Annotated in this window: 17 protein-coding genes; 4 read left to right on the top strand and 13 right to left on the bottom strand. The window is 70.0% G+C overall.

Annotation, left to right across the window (positions count from 1 at the left end):
- Positions 1–129: 129 nt before the first annotated feature.
- A complete protein-coding gene (locus FQ377_RS09190) occupies positions 130–630 on the top strand; it encodes an eCIS core domain-containing protein (RefSeq protein WP_148600927.1) in 501 nt (166 codons plus the stop codon).
- On the opposite strand, the gene pcp is transcribed toward FQ377_RS09190, so the two are convergent.
- Positions 608–1,246, bottom strand: coding sequence for a pyroglutamyl-peptidase I (pcp, locus tag FQ377_RS09185; protein WP_148600926.1), 639 nt, complete (start codon positions 1,244–1,246; stop codon positions 608–610). The genes FQ377_RS09190 and pcp overlap by 23 nt on opposite strands.
- Positions 1,247–1,311: 65 nt before the next feature.
- On the opposite strand from pcp, the gene FQ377_RS09180 reads away from it, so the two are divergent.
- Entirely contained in the window at positions 1,312–2,376 is a 1,065-nt protein-coding gene (locus FQ377_RS09180; RefSeq protein WP_148600925.1) for an Rv2578c family radical SAM protein, read from the top strand.
- Here FQ377_RS09180 and FQ377_RS09175 read toward each other — a convergent pair.
- Positions 2,358–2,837, bottom strand: coding sequence for a (deoxy)nucleoside triphosphate pyrophosphohydrolase (locus FQ377_RS09175; RefSeq protein ID WP_187393307.1), 480 nt, complete (start codon positions 2,835–2,837; stop codon positions 2,358–2,360). The genes FQ377_RS09180 and FQ377_RS09175 overlap by 19 nt on opposite strands.
- 156 nt (positions 2,838–2,993) lie before the next feature.
- Between FQ377_RS09175 and FQ377_RS09170 the strand changes: the two genes are divergently transcribed.
- Positions 2,994–4,205, top strand: a complete 1,212-nt coding sequence (locus tag FQ377_RS09170) for an MFS transporter (protein ID WP_148600924.1) — start codon at positions 2,994–2,996, stop codon at positions 4,203–4,205.
- Here the strand turns inward: FQ377_RS09170 and FQ377_RS09165 are convergent.
- The 4 genes from FQ377_RS09165 to infC all read right to left on the bottom strand — a co-directional run bounded on the left by FQ377_RS09165 (position 4,190) and on the right by infC (position 7,151).
- A complete protein-coding gene (locus tag FQ377_RS09165) occupies positions 4,190–5,137 on the bottom strand; it encodes a TrmH family RNA methyltransferase (RefSeq protein ID WP_148600923.1) in 948 nt (315 codons plus the stop codon). The genes FQ377_RS09170 and FQ377_RS09165 overlap by 16 nt on opposite strands.
- A gap of 44 nt (positions 5,138–5,181) precedes the next feature.
- Positions 5,182–5,571: a 50S ribosomal protein L20 gene (rplT, locus tag FQ377_RS09160; protein ID WP_148600922.1), complete on the bottom strand. Its 390-nt coding sequence runs from the start codon at positions 5,569–5,571 to the stop codon at positions 5,182–5,184.
- A gap of 90 nt (positions 5,572–5,661) precedes the next feature.
- Entirely contained in the window at positions 5,662–5,856 is a 195-nt protein-coding gene (rpmI, locus tag FQ377_RS09155) for a 50S ribosomal protein L35 (RefSeq protein ID WP_148600921.1), read from the bottom strand.
- 104 nt (positions 5,857–5,960) lie between these two features.
- Complete coding sequence (gene infC, locus FQ377_RS09150) at positions 5,961–7,151, bottom strand: translation initiation factor IF-3 (RefSeq protein ID WP_395858480.1); 1,191 nt, start codon at positions 7,149–7,151, stop codon at positions 5,961–5,963.
- 479 nt (positions 7,152–7,630) lie between these two features.
- On the opposite strand from infC, the gene FQ377_RS09145 reads away from it, so the two are divergent.
- Positions 7,631–7,948, top strand: a complete 318-nt coding sequence (locus FQ377_RS09145) for a DUF1844 domain-containing protein (RefSeq protein ID WP_148600988.1) — start codon at positions 7,631–7,633, stop codon at positions 7,946–7,948.
- Between the two features lie 67 nt (positions 7,949–8,015).
- On the opposite strand, the gene FQ377_RS09140 is transcribed toward FQ377_RS09145, so the two are convergent.
- The 7 genes from FQ377_RS09140 to FQ377_RS09115 all read right to left on the bottom strand — a co-directional run bounded on the left by FQ377_RS09140 (position 8,016) and on the right by FQ377_RS09115 (position 13,657).
- Complete coding sequence (locus FQ377_RS09140) at positions 8,016–9,308, bottom strand: MFS transporter (protein ID WP_148600920.1); 1,293 nt, start codon at positions 9,306–9,308, stop codon at positions 8,016–8,018.
- Positions 9,309–9,336: 28 nt separating this feature from the next.
- Positions 9,337–10,188, bottom strand: a complete 852-nt coding sequence (locus FQ377_RS09135; protein WP_148600919.1) for an SseB family protein — start codon at positions 10,186–10,188, stop codon at positions 9,337–9,339.
- Positions 10,185–10,943: a bifunctional 1-(5-phosphoribosyl)-5-((5-phosphoribosylamino)methylideneamino)imidazole-4-carboxamide isomerase/phosphoribosylanthranilate isomerase PriA gene (gene priA, locus FQ377_RS09130; RefSeq protein WP_148600918.1), complete on the bottom strand. Its 759-nt coding sequence runs from the start codon at positions 10,941–10,943 to the stop codon at positions 10,185–10,187. Before priA ends, FQ377_RS09135 begins: the two co-directional genes overlap by 4 nt.
- Positions 10,944–10,981: 38 nt before the next feature.
- Positions 10,982–11,140, bottom strand: a complete 159-nt coding sequence (locus FQ377_RS14835) for a hypothetical protein (RefSeq protein WP_187393306.1) — start codon at positions 11,138–11,140, stop codon at positions 10,982–10,984.
- Positions 11,141–11,144: 4 nt separating this feature from the next.
- Positions 11,145–11,780 carry an imidazole glycerol phosphate synthase subunit HisH gene (gene hisH / locus FQ377_RS09125; RefSeq protein WP_148600917.1) on the bottom strand — a complete coding sequence of 212 codons (636 nt, stop codon included), beginning with the start codon at positions 11,778–11,780 and terminating at the stop codon, positions 11,145–11,147.
- Positions 11,777–12,394 carry an imidazoleglycerol-phosphate dehydratase HisB gene (gene hisB, locus FQ377_RS09120; RefSeq protein WP_148600916.1) on the bottom strand — a complete coding sequence of 206 codons (618 nt, stop codon included), beginning with the start codon at positions 12,392–12,394 and terminating at the stop codon, positions 11,777–11,779. Before hisB ends, hisH begins: the two co-directional genes overlap by 4 nt.
- Before the next feature lie 129 nt (positions 12,395–12,523).
- The gene (locus tag FQ377_RS09115) at positions 12,524–13,657 is read right to left on the bottom strand and encodes a histidinol-phosphate transaminase (RefSeq protein WP_148600915.1); all 1,134 of its coding nucleotides are present in this window, start codon (positions 13,655–13,657) and stop codon (positions 12,524–12,526) included.
- Positions 13,658–13,746: the final 89 nt, after the last annotated feature.

The raw sequence follows: 13,746 nt of genomic DNA, 5'->3' as shown, positions 1-13,746 counted from the left end.
AAAACTGGAAGGAACCGGTCCACGGCGGGGCCGCTCCGGCGTGTCAAGTCTAGGCGACCGGGTCGACGGCGCCGCAACCGTGGGGCGGCTCGCTCCGGAGCGTACCGGGGGCGTCACTAGGATGAGCGCATGCAGCGACGGCTCGTTCCCCTCCTCAACTGGATGAATCTGTCCACGCCCGTCGGCCTGGCGGTGGCTCGGCTGTCCGGCTGCCGGATCTCCCCCGGCCCGCTCGGCCTGCTGCTGGCCGAGGGGTATCGCCGGAGATTGCCCACAGCCCGGGCGTTCACGATCGGCAGCGTGGTGCTGCTCCGCGGCAGCGCTCCGCAGCGGGCACACGCCGGCTTCACCCGGCTGCTCGAGCACGAGGCGCGCCACACGCACCAGTACGCCGCCTGCCTGGGCCTGCCGTTCCTCCCCGCCTATCTGCTGGCAGCCGGCTACTCGCTACTTCGGACGGGCGATCCGGCGTCGCGCAATGCGTTCGAGCGCCGCGCGGGACTGGCCGACGGCGGCTACACCGAGCGTCCACTGCGGCCCGTCAGGGCGGCCCTGCGCTCCCTACGGGTACAGGGACCCAGCGGCGCGACGGGCGACGGATCCCGGGTCAGTGCTCCGCGCCGGCGGTGACGCGGAGGTCACGCGTGGTGCTCGCCGTCGTCGTCGCGATGGCCACGAGCCCGGCCGCCATGGCATCGATCGAGAGTCCCGGCTGACCGTTCGATCGCCCCTGCTCGAGGGAGTACGGCACGTGGATGAACCCGCCCCTCACCTCAGGACGATCCGCGAGTAGGTGCATGAGCCCGTAGAAGAGGTGATTGCACACGTAGGTCCCTGCCGTCTGGGACACCTCGGCCGGGATGTCGAGGGCGACCAGCGCCTGCCTGCAGGCCTTGATGGGCAGCGTGGAGAAGTACGCCGCCGGCCCGCCGTCCACCACGGGTTCGTCGATCGGCTGGTTGCCGGCGTTGTCCGGGATCCGCGCATCGTCGACGTTGATCGCCACGCGCTCCAGCGAGATGCGCTCCCGCCCACCCGCCTGCCCCACGCACAGGACCGTGTCCGGGCGGTGCTCGACGAGGGCGGCGTCCAGCACGGCGAGACCGGCTCCGAAGACGCACGGAATCTCGACGGCGACGGCCTCGTGCCCCTGCGCCCGCAGCAGCTCGGAAGCCTGGCGCGCAGCGAGCCAGGACGGATTGGTGGCCTCTCCCCCGAAGGGTTCGAAGCCGGTCAGCAGGATCATCCAGTCAGCCTAGGACAGGCGGACAGATCCTGACAGCGCACTAGAACACGTGTTCTAATAGTTCCATGCGGTGGCAGGAGCAGCGGATCACGGACGACGGCGATGCAGCCGCCTCGCCCGCGCTGCTGCCCCTCGCCGGTCTCGTCCGTTCCCTGCGCACCCCGGAGTTCGGCGGGATCACGTTCCACGAGGTTGCCGCCAAGTCGGTACTGAACCGGGTGCCGCCCACGTCGTCCATGCCCTTCTCCTGGACCATCAACCCGTTCCGGGGGTGCTCCCACGCCTGCGTGTACTGCTTCGCCCGCAAGACGCACAGCTATCTCGATCTCGACACCGGGCTCGACTTCGACGCCCAGCTCGTGGTGAAGATCAACGCCGCGGAGGTACTCAGGCGCGAACTGGCCCGCCCGTCCTGGAAGCACGAGCACGTGGCCCTCGGCACGAACACCGACCCCTACCAGCGCGCCGAGGGCCGGTACCGGCTCATGCCGGGCATCATCACGGCGCTCGCCGAGTCGGGTACCCCGTTCTCCATCCTGACGAAGGGCACCCTGCTGGCACGCGACATCCCCCTGCTCAGCGAGGCGTCACAATCTGTGAGCATCGGCATGGGCATCTCGCTGGCTCTCGTGGATCCGGCCCTCGCCGAGGCGATCGAACCCGGGACGCCCTCCCCGAGGGCGCGGCTGGCCCTGATCTCCCGGCTGCGCGAGGCGGGTCTGCCGTGCAACGTCATGGCCATGCCGATCCTCCCCTGGCTGACAGACGGCGACGAGTCCCTCGACCGGTTGTTCGGTGCTCTCGTTGCGGCCGGAGCCACTGGTGTCAGCGCCGGCCCGCTCCATCTGCGTCCCGGCTCACGGGAGTGGTTCATGCAGTGGCTCGCGCGCCACTACCCGCTCCTCGTGCCGAAGTACGAGCAGCTGTACAGCGGGGGCAGCTACGCGACCAAGGAGTACCGGGACTGGCTCACGGGCAGGATCAGGATCTTCCGGTCGAAGCACGGCCTGTCCGCCGGTGCCGGCTTCTTCCGCAATCTGTCGCCCACACCGGGCGGCGCGACCACACCTATGACCCCCGCGCCTCCCTCCGGTCTGCCGGTCGGACCGGCTCAGGCCTCCCTCTTCTGATCGGGTGATTCTGCGCCCGGGCCGGGAAGCAGTGAACGGAGCGCGGTGAGGATGGGTCTGTCGGCAGGGATCCAGGGAAGGTCCTCCACAGCGCCGCCCTCGGCCAGGTCCACCCACCGGAGATCGTCGTGGTCCTGCAGCGCCGTGGGCCGTCCGTCCGTCACCTCGGCGAACCACACGCGCATCGCGGCCCTCCCGTTCAGCGGCCACCCCTGCTCACCCGGCCCCTCGATCTCCCCGCCGAGCCGGAGGGCGACGCCCAGTTCCTCGTCGAGCTCACGGTGCAGAGCCTCCTCGCAGCTCTCGCCCGCCTCGACCTTCCCGCCCGGGAACTCCCAGAGACCGGCGAGCTGGGGCGGGGACGAGCGCCGGGCCACGAGGAGACGCGTGGGCAGCTCAAGGGAGTCGACGACGGCCGCTCCGACGATCTGGAGGAGCAATCCTGAGGCTGGGGTGGTCACCGATCGAGTGTAGCGAGGCCGGGCCGACGATCACCGGATCGTGCTGCGGCTAGTGTTGCTCAGGACGACGACGTCCGCGTCGCCCCTCTCCTCCGCCCACCCGGGCGTGCTCGGCGGCCGACCCACCTCCTCGACGATCTCTGCCGCAAGGACACCATGACCACTTCTGCTCCCCCGCTCCCCAGTCAGCGCCTGGCTGGTCGGCGACTCGCCCTCGCGATCGCGGCGCTGGCCGCAGGCGGCTTCGCGATCGGGACCACCGAGTTCACCATCATGGGACTGCTCGAGGAGATGCGGGCGGATCTCGGCATCGACTACGCGCAGGGCGGTCATGTGATCTCCGCCTACGCGCTCGGCGTGGTGATCGGCGCTCCCATCCTGGCGACCATCGGGGCGAAGAAGCCCCAGCGGGCCGTGGCGATCGCCCTCATGCTGGTCATCGCGCTGGCCAACCTGTCGTCCTTCTTCGCCGCCGGGTTCGGCTGGATGCTCGCCTCGCGCTTCCTGTCCGGGCTCCCCCACGGCGCGTACTTCGGGGTCGCGGCGGTCATCGCCGCGACCCTGGCGGACCCTGCCAGGCGCGGGCGCGCCATCTCCATGGTGATGCTCGGGCTGAGCATCGCGAACGTGGTGGGCGTGCCCTTCGCCACCTGGCTGGGCCAGCAGTTCGGCTGGCGCTCCATGTTCCTGCTGGTGGGCCTGATCGGTGGTGTGACCGTCGTACTCATCCGGATCTTCGTGCCCGATGTGCCCGTGCGGCCGGGCGCAAGCATCCGGGCGGAACTGAGCGTGCTCCGCCGGCCGCAGCTCTGGCTGACGCTGCTCATCGGGATCGTGGGTTTCGGCGGCTTCTTCGCCGTCTACTCCTTCATCTCACCGATCATGACGGAAGTGGCCGGACTCGACGTATCCCTGCTGCCACTCGTGGTGGCCCTGTACGGCGTGGGGATGGTGGTGGGGAACATCCTGGGCGGCCGGCTCGCCGACCGCTCGGTCATGGGGAGCATCTACGGTGTCATGGGAACCATCACGGTGGTGCTCCTGATGTTCCCGCTCGCTGCCACCACCCCGTGGTCGGCCTGCTTGTTCGTCTTCCTCGTCGGGGCCAGTGGGTCCACGCTCATCCCGCCGCTGCAGGCACGACTCCTGGACGTCTCCCCCGGCGCACCGTCGCTGGCCTCGTCGATGAACCACTCGGCGCTCAACACGGCCAACGCCCTGGGAGCAGCGGTGGGAGGAGCCGTCATCACCGCCGGATGGGGGTTCACCTCCCCTGCCCTCGTGGGCGCAGGTCTTGCGGTCCTCGGACTCGGCGTCGCCCTTCTCAGTGGGCGCCTCGACCGCGGGGCGGTTCAGGACTCGCGCTGAGCGCGTGCCGAGGCGTAGAGGCAGACCGTCGCGGCCGTACCGACATTGAGGGATTCGGCGCTGCCGTAGATGGGCACGGCGACACGGGCGTCGGCCTCCTCCGTGACAGTGTCGTCGAGTCCCTGCGCCTCGTTGCCGAACAGCCAGGCGGCCGGATCCTCCAGGCGCACCGTGTCCCCTCTCGGTGGGGCAGGTTGCGAGTCGAGCCGCAGGGCAATGCCCTCCGGCGTCACCCCGATACGGCGCGACGCACTGGCGTCCTGCAGCTCATCGAGATCGGTGGTCCCGTAGCCATCGGCGGCGAGGATCGTCAGGCCCGCTCCGCGCAGCCGATCGGTAAGGCCCTCGAGCTGGGCACCGTTGACGAGGGGCAGATGGAAGAGCGAGCCCACCGTGGAGCGGACGGTCTTCGGGTTGTAGGGATCTACACTGGACCCCGTGAGGATCACTGCATGTGCTCCTGCGGCGTCGGCCGCGCGGATGATCGTCCCCGCGTTCCCGGGGTCCCGCACCCCGACCAGGACGGCGATCAGCTGCGGTCCCGACGCGAGGACCTCGTCGAGGGACGTATCCACGAACCGGCACACGGCGATGAAGCCCTGCGGTGTGACGGTGGAGGACATCGCGGCGAGGACCTCAGGGGTGACCCTCCGGAGCCGGGGAGCGTCGGGGGACGCGAGCAGGGCCGCGAGGTCGTCATGACGAGCCAGTGCCTCGCCCGTGGCGAAGACATCCACGACGACGCCGTCGGCGCCGGCGTCGACTCTGCCGAGATGGAGCCGCACGGCCTCTCTCGCGGCTTGCGGGCCTTCGGCGAGGAACTCACGACGCCTTGAGCGCGAAGGACGCCCGGCCAGGCGTGCCACCTCCTTCACCCGGTCAGCTTGGGTGTTGGTCATCAGTGGCGCCTGGGGGCGTCCGTTCGCAGTCATCGTGGACAGCGGATCGGCCGATGGGCCGACCACAGCTGCTGCGCCTAGGCCGAAGCCTTGACGGGTGCCGACGTGTCGGCCGGAAGGGCGGTCCGGGCAAGCTCCACCAGGGCTGCGAAGGCAGGACCGTCCGTGACGGCGAGATCGGCGAGCATACGGCGGTCAACCTGGATCTCCGCGGCCTTCAGCCCCTGGATGAGGCGGTTGTACGTGAGGCCATTGGCGCGGGATGCGGCGTTGATGCGCTGGATCCACAGGCGACGGAAGTCACCCTTGCGCTTGCGGCGGTCGCCGTAGCTGTAGACGAACGAGTGGAGCAGCTGCTCCTTGGCCTTGCGGTACAGGCGCGAACGCTGCCCGCGGTAGCCCTTGGCGCGCTCGAGGACGACCCGGCGCTTCTTGTGGGCATTGACTGCCCGCTTCACACGTGCCACGTGTGTACTCCTTCAATTCTTGTCGGTCACGGCGTCAGCCGCAGCGCTGCGCAGTGCGCGCAGGCGCTTTCCCGAGAGGTGGGTGGGTGGTCAGATGCCGAGCATCTTCTTGAGGACCTTGGTGTCGGCCTTCGAGACGATCTGGTCGCTGGCAAGCCGGCGCTTCACGGTCGAGGACTTGTGCTCGAGGTAGTGGCGGCGGTTGGCCTGCTGGCGCTTGAGCTTGCCGCTGCCGGTCAGCTTGATGCGCTTCTTGACGCCGCTGTGGGTCTTCATCTTCGGCATGGGAACCGATCTCCTTCTGCTAGCCGGGCGGATGCACCCGGACGTCGGCACCCATAGGTGCCTGGTTGGTATGTGGACTGATCCCTCGGACCAGGACTGATGCCCTAGTCCGTGCTCTCGGGCTTCGACCCGCCGGACGGACTCCTGGGAGGCGCGGTCCGTCCAGCCGGCTTCGGGGTGGCCGACGGCTTAGGCGCGCCTGGCTTCGGCATCGGCCTGGGCTTGCCGGTCCCGGCGGGCTTGGGAGCTGCGCCTGTGCCGCCCGTGGCAGGTGCCTCGGACTGCGGCGCCGCCGGACGGCTCGCCTCGGGGCGTTCTGCCGCCGGCCGCGGTGCTGCTGCCCGAGGAGCCGCTGTGCGGGGTGCAGACGTCCGGGGTGCAGATGTCCGGGGTGCGGACGTCCTGGGTGCTGCCGCCCGAGGTGCCGACGCCGCTCGGGTCGGCGCTGCCTTCGGTGCCGCAGGAGCGGTGGTCTCGTTGGTCGCAGTCTCCTGCGCTGCAGGTGCGGGGGCAGTAGTGGTCGTCTCCGACGTCGTCGCCGCAGTGTCCGTCGAGGTGTTCCCGGTCGAGGTGTTCTCAGTGGAGGTGTTCTCCGTGGATCCGGCAGCCGCCGCTCCCTCTGCGGGAGCGTCCTTCGCGGGCGCCTCCGGCTCCGAGGTGATCGAGTAGCCCTCGGGCAGCAGATCCGCCAGGGACTGCGTCATGGGAGCGTTGCCCGAACCGGACGTCTGGACACGGGGGGGCTCACCGCCGGTCTTGGCGGCTTCGTTCGCAGCCTTCGCGTCGGCCCGCTGCGTTGCACGCCGCGCCTCGGCCTTCGCCTCGGCCTTGTTCTTGGTGGGTCCGATGACCATGACCATGTTGCGGCCGTCGATGCGCGGGGTGGACTCGATGACCCCTACCTCGGAGACGTCCTCGGCGAACTTCTGCAGCAGGCGGATGCCCATCTCGGGCCGCTGCTGCTCGCGTCCGCGGAATTGGATCATGGCCTTGACCTTGTCGCCGGCACCGAGGAAGCGCAGGGCATGCCCACGCTTCGTCTCGTAGTCGTGCGTGTCGATCTTGAGCCGGAAGCGGATCTCCTTCAGCACCGTGTTGGTCTGGTTCTTCCGCGCCTCGCGGGCCTTGACGGCCGCTTCGTACTTGTACTTGCCAAAATCCATGAGCTTCGCCACCGGCGGCTTTGCCTGCGGAGCTACCTCGACCAGATCCAGATCGGATTCGGCGGCAAGGCGGAGAGCGTCCTCGATACGGACGATGCCCACCTGTTCGCCGGCAGGCCCGACCAGCCGCACCTCGGGGACGCGGATACGATCGTTGATTCTTGGCTCGCTAATGTGTGACTCCTGTGGATTTCCGAGCGGACACCGCGTGCGGACGAAAGAAGGCCTCCCATCGCATGCGCAATCGGAGGCCTCGAGATCCGGTCCTGGGTGGTCGTCAGGAGTTCCCACTCCTGACCGATCAACAGGTCCGACCAGGTGACCCGGCTGCCTGCAATGCGGCCGTGGGGCTGCACCAGGCAAACGCGGGTGGGAGAGGTCTCCGCTTGCAGACCGGCACCTCGCTGCTCCCTCGCAGGAGCATGACGAGTAATCGTGACCGGTTGGTCTATGCCAAGCTTACCAGTATGAACATGCCACACGACAATCCGCAGCACTCACCCGACGACGATGGGCCGGAGGCATCACGGCGCAGCTTCGCCGAGGAGCAGGAGCGGGCGGCAGGAACCCCGGACCCCGCGGACGACGTGGAGCAGGGCGTCCGTCAGCAGATGCGGGACATCTCCGAGGTGGCAGCCGTCGAGGTGATCGTCACCTCGGCCGTCCATCTGATGAGCGCGGCGGCGGTGAAGTGCGGTCTGGCCCAGGAGGACGACGCCGAGCAGCTCAAGGATCTCGACGAGGCGCGGAAGCTGATCACCGCACTGGCCGGTTTCGTGACGGCGGCCGCACCGGAGATCGGCTCCCAGCATGCCGGACCGCTGCGCGACGGCCTGAGGTCGTTGCAGCTGGCGTTCCGCGAGGCGTCGATCATCCCCGATCCGCCCGGGAAGGGCCCTGGAGAGAAGTACACCGGCCCCGTCAACTGACTTTTCGCTCCCCGGCGGCCTGCTCTCCAGCTCCGGCCGGGGCGCTGGCTCAGGCCGGGAGGCGGCCTCAGGCTGACGAGCGGGCTGGGACCGCCCGCTGCCCCCGGTCACGAACCACGAGACCGATCAGGGCGATCGCGGCAGCCACTGCGGCCACGGCGGTGAAACCTGCCCAGGGATCGACGGCGTCGATGAGCACTCCCGCCACCGGTGCACCGAGCGCCACCCCGGAGGTCAGCGCGGAGCCGTACCATCCCATGGCCTCGCCCCTGCGGTCCTCGGCCACGAGATCGGCAACCTTCTCCGAGGCGGCCGAGAGCACCGGGGCCACGAGCAGACCCGCGGGGATGGAGAGCAGCGCCAGCGACAGGGTGCTGCCGGCGAGGCCCAGGGGAAGACTCAGGAGCGCCATGCCCAGCAGGAGCAGCGCGGGCGGGACGGGGCGGTGCAGCGCGCCGTAGATCAGCCCTCCCACCACGGAGGCGGCGCACCAGGCGGCGAAGACGATCCCGAGCCGGCCCTCGGCCCCCGAGAGTTCGAGCGCGGCGACCATGCCCACCTCGGACCCCGAGAGGACGAGGCCGGCTCCCACGGCGATCACCATGACCATGACCAGCGGTACGGTCAGCCACGGCAGCGCCCTCCTGACCCCGCGGCGCAGGAGTGAACCGCGTGGCCGGAGCGGGGGCAGATCGGTCGGCAGGCCGATGAGATCAGCGGCTGCTTCCATGACATCGGCAGGCGCTGCGGCGGACAGCAGGGCGGCGTCGGGCAACTGGTCCGAGCGGGTGGGCGGATTGAACCACAGGAGGAAGATCCCGGCGGAGGCTGTGGCCAGGCCCACCAGCGTCAGGCCGAGAATCGTGGACACCTGGGTTGCCAGCACGATGCCCACGGCCGGTCCTGCCATGAAGATGACCTCGGTGGAGATCGCGTCGAGGGTGAACGCCGTCCGCCGCCGGTCACCGTCCACGAGTACGCCCAGCGCCTGCCGGATCACGGAGAAGGCCGGGAGCGTGAACAGTCCGCCGACCAGCGCGGCAACCAGGAGCCACCGGTACGGCAGGTGCGGGGCGATCGACCAGATGAGCGCTTCCGCGACGATCGAGGGGATGAGCGCCCGGCGCAGGCCCACGGTATCGATGCGCCGACCCCGCCACGGCGCTCCGACGGCGATGCCGATCGTGACGATCGCCGCGACGGCACCTGCCTCGGCGTACCCGCGCTCGAGGGTCTGGACCACGTGCAGCGTGAGGAGCACGCCCGCGGCGGAGTGCGGGAAGCGGGCGATCATGCCGACCAGCAGGAGGGTCCTGACGGCGCGGATGCTGAGCAGGTCCCGGTATACGGCGAAGTTCACGGCCAGTCTTTCTGTGCCGACGGATTCGTCAGCGGAGGAGTTTGATGTCGAGCGAGTCCACGCGCTCCACAACGTCCGGGAGGGCGAGGAGCTTCGCGCGGAGGGACGAGACGGTGTGGCGCACGGCGTCGGGGGTCAGACCGGCTCTGAGCCGCAGGTCCAGGCGGAGCTCGGGGCCGGGCCCGCCACCGCCGGCAACGCTGCCGTCGGCGGTCCTTGTCACGACGCCGGCGGCGGGCCGGACTCCCACCGACACGACATCCGGCAGGGTCTGCGCGGTGGCCCCGATGAGCTCGGCCAACCCGGCGTCCTCGTAGGAGGGCGTCCACGCGAGCTGCTGCGCCAGCGCCCAGACGGCCGGTCGCCTCAGGACGAAGGTCAGGGCGGCCCCCGGATCGAGCACGAGCAGTTCGGCGCTCTCCGACGCCGCCGCGAGGGCTGCCCGCGCCGCGTAGACCGCCACGGGCCGGGCCTCCGGATGCCACCGCTGCAGCGCCGGGGTGGAGGAGAAGACCGGGAGTGCCTTGCGCCCGTCGGGTGCCGACAGGGTCACGAGGGACATGTCGGCCTCCTTGTCGGCCTGCAGCCCGGCGTCGGTCCGTGCGTGAGCACTCACCTCCGCCACGATCGGGATGAATACCCGGGCGGTGGTGAGTGCTCCGAAGACGGCGCGTTCACCGGGTCCGGGCTGATCGGTCGGCACGCGGAGGCTCTCCAGGGCTATGGTCAGTCCCGCGTCGGCCGCGCCGTCGTCGTCGTCGAAGGCGTGGAGGGGATTGTCCGGGCCGGAAAGGTCCCTGCCGGCCCACGCCTGCCCAGCGGAGTCCGCCCTGTTCCCCCCGAGGGCTGCGGCGATGTGGGCGGGCAGCTCGCGCTTCACGCGTCGGCGCCGGGCAGCCCTGCCACGTCCAGGGCCTGCGGGAGGGTGAAGGCCCCGGCGTAGAGCGCCTTGCCGACAATAGCTCCCTCGAGACCCTGGGGCACGAGCTCGCGGAGCGCTGCGATGTCGTCCAGGCTCGAGATGCCGCCCGAGGCCACCACCGGGCGGGCGGTGCGGGCGAGGACCTCCTGCAGCAGCTCCAGGTTCGGTCCCTTCAGGGTGCCGTCCTTCGTCACGTCCGTGACGACGTACCGGGCGCAGCCGGCGTCCTCGAGTCGCTGGAGGACCTCCCACAGGTCACCGCCCTCCTGCGTCCAGCCGCGGGCGGCCAGCGTGGTCCCGCGGACATCGAGCCCGACGGCGATCGCGTCGCCGTAGCGGGCGATCGCCCGTTCGGTCCACTCCGGATTCTCCAGCGCCACCGTGCCGAGATTGACGCGTGTGGCGCCGAGCTCCAGAGCCGCTTCGAGCGACTCGTCGTCCCGGATACCCCCGGAGAGCTCCACCTTGATGTCGAGGTGCCTCACCACCCGCTCGAGCAGGTCCTTGTTGGAGCCGCGACCGAACGCGGCGTCGAGATCCACGAGGTGCACCCACTGCGCCCCGTCCCGCTGCCAGGCCTCGGCGGCGTCGAGCGGATCGCCGTAGCTGGTCTCGCTGCCGGCCTCGCCCTGGACGAGGCGCACGGCCTGGCCGTCGGCCACGTCGACGGCGGGAAGGAGTTCGAGGACTGGGGAATCGGTGAGGGGGCTCATGGTCTGCTTTCGTGCGGTCGGTCGGCGGGGGGATCGGGCTAATCGCCCGGGAGGGTGAACAGGTAGGCGGCGACGAGGGCGAGGCCGGCCAGGGCGAGGAAGGCGATCCACACCCAGCGCGGGAAGTCCTGACCCCGCAGGGAGAAGGCTCCCCCGACGAGCAGGCCCGCGACGCCCATCAGGATCAGGCTCAGCACCGGGTCACAGCGCCCCGATCCAGTTCCGCAGCAGCTGGGCACCGGCGTCGCCGGACTTCTCCGGGTGGAACTGGGTGGCGCTGAGGGGTCCGTTCTCGACGGCGGCGACGAAGGGGCCCCCGTGGTCGGCCCAGGTGACCTGGGGCGGCTTCATGTCCGGCTGGGTGACGTCGAAGGACCAGTCCTGTACGCCGTAGGAGTGGACGAAGTAGAAGCGCTCGTCGGCGATCCCGTCGAACAGGACGCTCCGGGCGGGAGGCTGCACCGTGTTCCAGCCCATGTGCGGGACGACGTCGGCCTTGAGCCGCTCCACCGTCCCGGGCCATTCCCCCATGCCCGGCGTCCGGACGCCGTGCTCCACGCCCTCGTCGAACAGGATCTGCAGACCCACGCAGATGCCGAGCACGGGCCGGCCGCCGGCGACCCTGCGCCCGATCATGCGTAGGGCATCGACGCTCCTGAGTCCGTCCATGACGGCCGCGAAGGCGCCCACGCCGGGGACCAGCAGCCCGTCGGCGTTCAGGACGTCGTCGGGCTTCGCGCTCAGGACTACCTCGGCACCGACGTGCTCGAGGGCCCGCACCACGGACCGGACGTTGCCGGAGCCGTAGTCGAGCACGGTGACGGTCCGCGCGCTCACAATGCTCCCTTCGTGGACGGGATGCCCTCCACGCGCGGATCCGGTTCGACCGCCGTCCGCAGGGCGCGGGCGAGGGCCTTGAACTGGGCTTCGGCGATGTGGTGGGGGTCCCGCCCGGCGATCAGCGTGACGTGGAGGCAGATGTGGGCGTGCAGCGCGATGGCCTCCAGGACGTGCCGCGTGAGCGATCCGGTGAAGTGCCCGCCGATCAGGTGGTACTCCTGTCCCGCGGGCTCCCCCCCGTGAACCAGGAACGGACGCCCGGAGATGTCCACGACCGCCATGGCCAGTGCCTCGTCGAGCGGGACCGTCGCCTCGCCGAAGCGGCGGATACCCGCCTTGGTCCCCAGCGCCGTCCGGAGTGCCTCGCCGATGGCGATGGCGGTGTCCTCGACCGTGTGGTGGACGTCGATGTGCGTGTCTCCCGAGGCCTCGATCCGCAGGTCGATCAGGGAGTGCTTGGACAGGGCGGTCAGCATGTGATCGAAGAACGGCACGGTGGTGCTGATCGAGGACTCTCCGGTGCCGTCCAGATCGAGCTCCACGATCACGCTGGACTCGCTCGTGGACCGCTCGATGCGTGCCGTACGTCCGCGGGCATCATCAACTGTCATGGCATTCCTTCTGTGCGCCTCGAATCGTCCGGGCGCGGCTCGATGGGTGGTGTATCGCCTTGTCAAGGGTCGACCGGCGGTGGTCCGAAGCCTCTGGGCGACCTCCCGGAGGACCCTGCTCCCCGATGGCTATGACCCCGCTGTCTGCGGCGCCGACCCTCCTGCAGGCCCGAGGATACGCCTCAGTGCCGTGAGGAACGCCGTCGTCTCCTGCTCGGTCCCGGCGGTGACCCGCAGGGAGCCCGGGATCCCGACGTCACGGATGAGGACTCCGGCCTCGAGCAGTCCCTCCCAGACCAGCCGGGGATCCTCGAGTCCGGAGAAGAATACGAAGTTGGCATCCGACGGCGCCGGGGTCAGACCGAGCTGCCCGAGCTCCCGGACGATCCTGTCCCGCTGCACCTTGATGGCCTCGACATTGGAGAGCAGCGTGGCCGCATGGGTCAGGGCCGCGTTCGCCGTGGCCTGGGTGATTGCCGAGAGATGATAGGGCAGCCGCACCAGTCTGAGGGCGTCGGCGACCTCGGGAGCAGCGGCGAGGTAGCCGATCCGCGCGCCGGCCAGTGCGAATGCCTTGCTCATGGTGCGGGACACCAGGAGCCGGGGCCTACCGGGCAGCAGGGACAGGGCACTCGCGGTTCCCTCCTGGGTGAATTCTCCGTACGCCTCGTCGACGATGATGATCGCCCGGGCGTCCTCACCCGCCGCATAGGCCGCCTCGATGACCTCGAGATCGAGTGCCGTACCGGTCGGGTTGTTCGGCGAGCACAGGAAGACGATGTTCGCCCCGGAGTCGCGGACGGCCCGCGCCGTCCCCTCCGGCGTCATCGCGTAGTCACCCTCCCGCTCGGCGGTGATGTAGCGCGTGCCGGTCCCGCTCGAGAGGAGCGGGTACATGGAGTACGTGGGAGGGAACCCGAGCGCCGTCCGGCCCGGACCGCCGAAGGCCTGCAGGATCTGTTGCAGCACCTCGTTGGATCCGTTGCCCGCCCACAGCTGATCCGCCGTGAGCCCGTGGCCCAGGTAGGCGGCGAGATTCTTCCGCAGCTCCGTGAACTCCCGGTCGGGGTACCGGTGCAGACCCCGGCTTGCGTCCTCGACGGCCTGTACTATCGCCGCGTGGACATCCTCCGGGACACCGTGGGTGTTCTCGTTCACGTTCAGCAGGATCGGGACGTCCAGCTGCGGAGCCCCGTACGGGGCGAGCCCGACGAGATCCTCACGCAGGGGCAGATTCGCTAGGGACTCGGCAGAAGATGGCACCTCCCGAGTTTAAGCGATGCGACCGCGGGTCCCTAACCGGAGCTCCCACTGCCCACGAGGCCCTGACGGCACGTGGCGCGCTCCTGCAG

The organism is Arthrobacter echini, assembly GCF_008107445.1.
Lineage (GTDB): Bacteria > Actinomycetota > Actinomycetes > Actinomycetales > Micrococcaceae > Arthrobacter_D > Arthrobacter_D echini_A.
Note: the sequence above shows the minus strand (reverse complement) of the source record. Positions and strands in the feature narration are given on the sequence as shown.